The organism is Streptomyces sp. (genome assembly GCF_019510245.1).
Classification (GTDB): domain Bacteria; phylum Actinomycetota; class Actinomycetes; order Streptomycetales; family Streptomycetaceae; genus Streptomyces.
Genome location: NZ_JAEKKT010000553.1, coordinates 1 through 1,001, shown reverse-complemented (window position 1 = coordinate 1,001; position 1,001 = coordinate 1). Strand labels below are relative to the sequence as shown.

The 1,001-nt window shown below is 70.4% G+C and carries 1 pseudogene; it reads right to left on the bottom strand.

Annotated elements, in window-relative coordinates:
* Nucleotides 1-258: 258 nt before the first annotated feature.
* A pseudogene (gene araD / locus JF597_RS55360) lies at nt 259-987 on the bottom strand (L-ribulose-5-phosphate 4-epimerase AraD).
* Nucleotides 988-1,001: the final 14 nt, after the last annotated feature.

The window sequence follows — 1,001 nt, the reverse complement described above, 5'->3', positions numbered from 1 at the left end:
AGGTCGACAGGCCGACGAGGGAACCGCCGACGATGAGGACCGGGACCCGGTGGGTCGTGTGGCCGGTCTGGACCTGTTTCTGGTTCATCACTCGCCTCCAGCGCGTCGTGTCCGCCGACTCGTCCGGATACGGCGGGGACCTTCATCCATGCCCCGCGACGCGCACACGGGCCCAAGCTTCACCCGCTCAACACGCCGGGTTCGCCGACTCGGCAGAGTGCCGCTCGGCCGCTCGGCCCGCACCGGCGTACCGCCGCGTCAGTGTTTCGGCAGCGCCGCCTCCGGATTGCCGTAGTAGGCGCCGGGCCCGTGTTTGCGGGTGTAGTGGCGCTCGAGCAGGTGGGCGGGTGGCGGTGCCGCCGGGGAGAGGGACAGGGTGTGGAGGGCGATGTCGGCGACGGCCTCGCAGATGATCGCGTGTTCCAGGGACTTGCGGGCGGTGGTGCCCCAGGTGAAGGGGCCGTGGCCGGCGACCAGTGCCGCGGGGACCTCGACCGCGCGCCGGTCGTCTTCGTACAGCGTGTCCACGATGACGACGCCGGTGTTGTACTCGTAGTCCTTCGCGCACTCCTCAGGGGTGAGGTCTCGAGTGACGGGGATGGGGCCGTTGAAGGTGTCGGCGTGGGTGGTGCCGAGGACCGGTATGTCGCGGCGGGCCTGGGCGAAGGCGACCGCGTGGGTGGAGTGGGTGTGGGTGACGCCGCCGATGGAGGGGAAGGCGCGGTAGAGGCAGCGGTGGGTCTCGGTGTCGGTGGAGGGGCGCAGGTCGCCGTCCACCACGGCGCCGTCGGACAGCCGGACCGTCACCAGGTCGTCGAGGGCGAGATCCTCGTAGGGAACCCCTTAGGGCTTGATGACGAAGACGCCCGCCTCGCGGTCGACTCCGCTGACGTTGCCCCAGGTCAGGGTTGCCAGGCCGACCTGGGGGATGGCGAGGTTGGCTCTGAGGACTTCCTCGCGCAGGCCGTCGCGGACGCGTACGGTCATCGCTGGTCTCCTTC